The organism is Bradyrhizobium sp. CAR08 (assembly GCF_052871955.1).
This window is the reverse complement of sequence record NZ_JBIXJX010000053.1, coordinates 1-5,679: the sequence shown is the minus strand read 5'-3', so window position 1 is coordinate 5,679 and position 5,679 is coordinate 1. Positions and strand designations below refer to the sequence as shown.

Below are 5,679 nucleotides of genomic sequence, written 5' to 3'. Positions count from 1 at the left end.
ACGGCGTCCGCAACCGACTCGACCACCGTCAGCGATCCTTCCGGCGGTAGCCGGACCGGCGTCAACTGTCGAAACGCCCGTCGCGCGCTGGCGAGGACTGTTTGCACATGCTCAACTGCGTTGGGTGCTGGATCGTAGAGCAGCACGTCAATTCCATTCAGGATGAAGCGCGCTGCCCATCCGCCGCCAATGACACCGCCTCCAAGAAGACCAACTGCGCGCGGCGGCTTGTCCGCGAGATTTGATTTTGCAAGCATCAGGATTAACTCCTCAGGGTTATGAACTCTAACATTAGGCCTCTCGCGCTTTCGGTCCGGGCTCAGCGCCCGCACCCCGATCCCCACGAGATCTGAAATCCGCCTCTGAGAAGCTTGTCACTAATCGAATGCCGCCCCGGGACAGATACAAATTTTCTTTTAACGCATCTGAGAGCGCGGAGTGTCTGAGCTAACCCAGCTAGGTAGAGGCCCTCTCCCATCGTGAGGTCAATCACCCGCTTCACATCGGCCCCCCGAGCGCGCAGAACAACTTGCTGACATGGCGCATCATCGCTCGCCGCCGGATCTCGAGGTCACGCACGCGAATCTGAACAGCATTAGTTCGAGAGCTCGCCGCCCAAACGTTCCGCACTCTCCTGGGCGATGAATCGGACATTCTTCTGCTCCGGCGCACGGCGTTACCCACAGGGCTCAACACCTGGGAAATCATCCGGCCCCCTTCCTTTCGCGGAAACATCGAGGCCCCACTAGCGATAAGCTTTCATCTCAAACCTAGTAACGAGCCCAAGATCTGGATTTGAGCAATATCGCCCTCGCCGCGCAGTAATTCTGCGTTTAACCGTGAATGGCTAAGCTTTTCGCTCGCCCCTCTCCCGACCGAAGCTATGAGAGCTGCAGGGATCCTAAAACACGGTCGCGCACTGCCGAGCCGATTGGCGAGCAAGCAGCGCCGCGTCGCAGCGAGTACGGCCGGCACTGGCACAACTACGTGCGGATCATCTCGTCGTACTGCGTATTCCGATTTATTCCGGCCGGTTATCGATCGGGAGGGGACGTCTCGCGACGTCACCCCTCCCACACCACCGGGCATACGGGTCCGTACCACGGCGGTTCGATCGAGTTAGGCCTGCACAGCCATGACAATTCGGGGGAGACCAAGAGCGTCGAACACATGATTTCGTAGGGCGTGTTGAACCGCCGGGTGTCTGGACATGCGCCAGAGTCCCGTCGGTGAACCGGCAGCGACCGATGCGGCGAACTTCGCGATGCCGAAGCGGCGAAGCTCCATGAATTGGTTATGCCCGTTCCGCCATTGCCGCCAGAGATACAAACGCAGTCTCCGGCGGATTCAGGCTTCCAGATTCGTTAGCACGCGCGGGGTCTGATAGAAGCCGAAGTACCCGCGCCATCCGATGAGGTATGGCGTGAGGTCTGCGATCATCTGCTGAAAACTGATCCCTCGCGTCCGGCATGTGATTTCCCGGATTCGGTCTTTGAACTTGTCGAGGGGCTTTCGGCGCAAAGCGTCGCTCGTTCCCGTCATTCGCAATGCTGAATCCGAGAAATTTACGTTCCTCGGGTCGCGCCACCGCGCTTTTGGCCTCGTTGACTTTCAAGCGGAGCTTGTCGGTCAGGAACCGGCTTATCGAGGCCCTCACCCTTTCGCCGGCGTGGTAGCTGCGATCATAGATGTTGCAGTCATCCGCGTAACGGCAGAGCCGGTGACCACGTCGAGCCAATTCCTTGTCGAGATCGTCGAGCACGATATTACTGAGGAAGGGCGAGAGCGGACCGCCTTGCGGGGTCCCGTCGTCCACCGGTCGAACCAAACCGTCTTCCAATACCCCGGCATTCAGGAATGCCCGGATAAGCTTGAGCACGCGTTATCAGGTATCCGTGCGGCGACGCGCGACATCAGGATGTCGTGGTTAACTCGGTCGAAAAATCTTTCAGGATCGAGATCAACCACAACGTTGTAGCCATCGCGACGTAATGCTGTGCCTGGGCTACCGCCTGGTGGGCGGACCGCCCCGGCCGAAATCCGAAACTGTGCTCCGAAAAGGTCGGATCCATCGCTCTTGAAGAACTTGCAGCACGGCTTGTTGAATCAGGCGGTCGACGACGCAGGGGACGCCGAGTTTCCTGACCCCGCCATCCGGCTTCGAGATTTCGACCCGCTTAACCGGCTGCGGCGACGCTCTTCAGGTTCTCTCGGTCGCACACCTCCTCCATCAGTTGTTCTGTGAAAGCCGAGTTTTGGATGGCTGATTTCGCCATGAATGGTTTGGTCTCCCCGTCACCGCGCGCCGGGGCTTCACCCCGGTCCTTCGGTTCCAAGGCCAGCACTTGCTGGTTGTTTTGCCGCTTTCTATTCACGAGATACCAGTCCTCCTTGCCTCTCTCAATCGTTCGGGCTGGCTGACGTGGACCGCAAAGGAATGGGAGCGCATCTTCGAGCTAAAGCCCGACCACGTCACGCAACTTCTCGACGAAGAACGGATCGGTCGAGAGCTTGACGCTGCGGGGGCGGTGAGATTGCAGCCGGAAGAGTTGGAACAGGTGATGGACGGTGCTCTTGCGATCCCAGTCTCTTTGCGATGGCGCGCACGTTCCAATGGGTTGCGGCTTTGGGCTTGCGAGAGAGTGTCTTGATGATCAGCTCGGCCGTGGCCTCATCCTCGACCGTGCGGGGCCTGCCGGTACGCATCTCATCGTAGACCCCTCGAACGGATCGGTGATGAACCGATTGCGCCACTTGCCGATCGTATGTGGCCCGACGCCAAGCCGCGTCGCGACCACGGCGTTGCTGGGCTCGCGCTCGCAGGCCAGCACGATCTTCGCCCGCAACGGCAGTGCCGCCGGCACCGAGCGCGAGCGCGTAATCGCCAAGCATGCCACGTTCGCCGCTCGACATTGTCAGTAACGCTTTCGGCCGTCCGGTTCGCATCGGGTAGGGCCGGCTCCGCAAATTTGAACAGATCGGTAAGTGGAGTTTCTGCCTGACAGCGGGCACGCTGGTGCCCGCGAATCAGGAGCGACGATGAGCAGACGAGCACGCCGGAACCACACACCGGCCTTCAAGGTGAAGGTGGCGCTTGCCGCCGTCAAGGGCGACCGGACGATAGCTCAGCTTGCCGAGCAGTTCGACGTCCACCCCAATCAGATTACGGCGCGAAAGGCGCAGCTGGAGGGTGGCGCTTCCGGAGTTTTTGGACCTGGCGGCGCTGCGCCGACCACGCCTGCGATCGACGTGAAGTCGCTGCATGCCAAGATCGGGGAGCTCCTAAGAAACGGCACCAGCTCCCGGTCCCAAGGGGTGCAGGACAAAGCCGAATGCCTTGGCACGTCGGTGCAAATTGTTGATCACTCGCGTCGATCGCGTGTCTCATAGGACGAGGCCCCGGGATCGACGTAGTCCATGCCGTGACGCATAGCGTTGTGGAACAGGACTGCTATCTTGCGGGCCGTCGCGGTGACTGCTTTGGCCTTGCCAATGCGGGACGACAGTCTTCTATAAAAGGTGCCGAGCGCGGTGTCAGTGCGTCCGACGGTTACGGCAGCAAGGCGCAGAAGAGCTGCGGCCCGGCCGCCGGATCGGCGCGTCGTGACGAGAGCATTGTGCCTCCGGAGACCTTATTGCTCGGTGCGTACCCCAGCCAGGAGGTGAAATGCTTGGCGCTTGGCCACGAGGTAAGGTCGTCGCCGCATTCTGCCATCAGCTTCAGCGAGAGGTAAGGACCGAGGCCGTCGATGGTGGTGACGTCCTTTCCGAGCAGCGCAAACAACGACGCGCGGACGTCGAAAGCCATAGCGTTCGCTTGATCGGTTCTGTTCCGACGCCGCGAGACCGGCGGCGCTGATCCATGATCATAATCCTTATGGATAGTGAGTTCCTTCAACACAGCTTCGATTCGGGCATCGCAGGCAGATGCCTTCTCGTGATATAAAGAGCGAATGCCTGATCGAGCGCAAACAAATGCTCCGCGCTCACCATGAAGACGCTACTCAGTCCCATATCGGTGAACACAGCTTCGAAGGCCCTCCGCCCGCGACGCAGTTCGTCGTTGGAAGCAAACGCGTGAAACCGATATCGTTATCAGCTCCGGAAGGGCCATGCGCAGGGTCTTCAGATCAATCCAGGGCGGTGGAGCACCAGGGGCGGAAATTTTCAACCACAATTTCCGCTTTGCTGATGAGAGCCTGAGCCTTCGACAGGGCGTTGTCCGTTTTGAGATCGATTGAGGTGATAAGCCTTTTTCTATTGAGCGTCGCATTGGCCGGGTTGTCCCAAAGGGCACCAGATGGCGGATCAATGTGCACAACTGTCGCGCCAAGGTCGCCGAGAATCATCGCCACCGCTCGACCGGCAATATACTGGCCGAAGTCGACGACTCTGACGCCGAAAATGGGAAGGGTTGAATCTCTCAAGGCCAGACGTTCGCGGTGTTACGGGGCCGCTTTGCGGGCGAGACGCAAGCCGGCCGACCGAGGTATTGAGTGGCATTTCCCACACTATGATTGCGTCTCGCGCCCAGTGCTATGAACTTGGCGAGGGCCCGCTGCCCGTGACTCGCGGCGGCCGACTTCGCGGTTCAGTGCAGCCGAATGTTTGTGCTGGCGCGCTCAGGACAAGTCCCTGAGATTTCCCCGAATACCAACCCATAGCTCGCCGACTTCGCCGAGCAGGAGGTATGGTCAATTATCAGGCGCACGTTCCAACACGCGGGCAATGGCGAGGTTTACATTACTAAGAATAATCGAGGCACTACCTATGTTGGCTAGGCCGCCACGAGCGTATCAGCAGCAGCGCGGCAGGTCCTGATAGCGATCGCGGGGCGACGGGGGACTGCGGTTTGTGGCAGTGATGTCGGATCCATGATGGTCAGAAAAGGCTTAAAAACGTCCATAAGCTGACGGCAAATCGAATAGACCAAGAGGGACAAGTTCCCCAAACCTCCCCACGAGTTGGGGACCGCGGCATCAACCATCATCAATTCACATATGCCAGCGTGGCAGCAATTGAGGCGAGACGATGTGCGCGCCGGAAAGGGGCGCGCGACTCCCGCCGCTCTAACTACTGATGTGCTCGCGGTGGTCATCTTAAACAGTCCTAATGGTCGGCACGAGAATACATTACATCAGACTTCATTTCGTCGCGTACTCGTGTCCGGTTAACTACCGGATGTCGGCAACCGCACGACGCGGCAGTCTCGTTCCAGGGTCGAACCGTATGTGCACCTTTCCTCTCTCGGTAGGTACTCCCAGAGTCCCCGCGAGTGGCACGCGAATTGCTCGGATGAAGACTGCCGCACCAAGTACGTTCGCACCGGCGCTGTCGCCACGAGTCTCGATGAGGCGAGATCTGTCGCATCAAACTGCGCGAAACGCTCTCCCCGAGCTTTAATACCTGAAGGTCAATGATAATGGTTGAGAAACTGAACTCATGGGACAAGCGGCCGCGCGCAGTTGGTCTTCTTGGAGGCGGTGTCATTGGCGGCGGATGGGCAGCGCGCTTCATCCTGAATGGAGTGGACGTGCGGCTGTACGCCCGGTCGCCTAGAACGTTGGAGCGCGTACAAGGGATGCTCGCCAGCGCGCGACGGGCGTTTCGACAGTTGACGCCGGTCCGGCTACCGCCGGAAGGATCGCTGACGGTGGTCGAGTCGGTTGCGGACGCCGT

General features: G+C 59.5%; 6 protein-coding genes and 2 pseudogenes. 3 read left to right on the top strand and 5 right to left on the bottom strand.

Going from position 1 to position 5,679, the window contains the following annotated elements; genetic code table 11:
• From ACIPUD_RS39465 to ACIPUD_RS39455, 3 genes are all read right to left on the bottom strand, one after another.
• Nucleotides 1-257: 3-hydroxyacyl-CoA dehydrogenase NAD-binding domain-containing protein (locus ACIPUD_RS39465; protein WP_446482953.1), on the bottom strand; the 257-nt coding region annotated here is incomplete at its 3' end.
• 1,037 nt (nucleotides 258-1,294) lie between these two features.
• Nucleotides 1,295-1,879: a reverse transcriptase domain-containing protein gene (locus tag ACIPUD_RS39460; protein WP_446482952.1), complete on the bottom strand. Its 585-nt coding sequence runs from the start codon at nucleotides 1,877-1,879 to the stop codon at nucleotides 1,295-1,297.
• A gap of 298 nt (nucleotides 1,880-2,177) precedes the next feature.
• The gene (locus ACIPUD_RS39455) at nucleotides 2,178-2,375 is read right to left on the bottom strand and encodes a hypothetical protein (RefSeq protein ID WP_446482951.1); all 198 of its coding nucleotides are present in this window, start codon (nucleotides 2,373-2,375) and stop codon (nucleotides 2,178-2,180) included.
• A 361-nt stretch (nucleotides 2,376-2,736) separates the two neighbouring features.
• Between ACIPUD_RS39455 and ACIPUD_RS39450 the strand changes: the two genes are divergently transcribed.
• The gene (locus tag ACIPUD_RS39450; protein ID WP_446482950.1) at nucleotides 2,737-2,922 is read left to right on the top strand and encodes a hypothetical protein; all 186 of its coding nucleotides are present in this window, start codon (nucleotides 2,737-2,739) and stop codon (nucleotides 2,920-2,922) included.
• A gap of 117 nt (nucleotides 2,923-3,039) precedes the next feature.
• A pseudogene (locus tag ACIPUD_RS39445) lies at nucleotides 3,040-3,282 on the top strand (transposase); the annotation flags it as partial.
• 268 nt (nucleotides 3,283-3,550) lie between these two features.
• Here the strand turns inward: ACIPUD_RS39445 and ACIPUD_RS39440 are convergent.
• Nucleotides 3,551-3,808 (bottom strand): transposase, encoded by a 258-nt coding sequence (locus tag ACIPUD_RS39440; RefSeq protein WP_446482949.1) that lies wholly within the window; start codon nucleotides 3,806-3,808, stop codon nucleotides 3,551-3,553.
• A gap of 182 nt (nucleotides 3,809-3,990) precedes the next feature.
• Nucleotides 3,991-4,433: pseudogene (locus ACIPUD_RS39435) on the bottom strand (CoA transferase); the annotation flags it as partial.
• Between the two features lie 989 nt (nucleotides 4,434-5,422).
• On the opposite strand from ACIPUD_RS39435, the gene ACIPUD_RS39430 reads away from it, so the two are divergent.
• A partial coding sequence (locus ACIPUD_RS39430) for a 3-hydroxyacyl-CoA dehydrogenase NAD-binding domain-containing protein (RefSeq protein ID WP_446482948.1) occupies nucleotides 5,423-5,679 on the top strand: 257 nt, incomplete at its 3' end.

Coding starts and splice junctions, on each gene's coding strand:
- ACIPUD_RS39450 (WP_446482950.1), top strand. CDS start 2,737: ATGAACCGATTGCGCCACTTGCCGATCGTATGTGGCCCGACGCCAAGC.
- ACIPUD_RS39440 (WP_446482949.1), bottom strand. CDS start 3,808: ATGGCTTTCGACGTCCGCGCGTCGTTGTTTGCGCTGCTCGGAAAGGAC.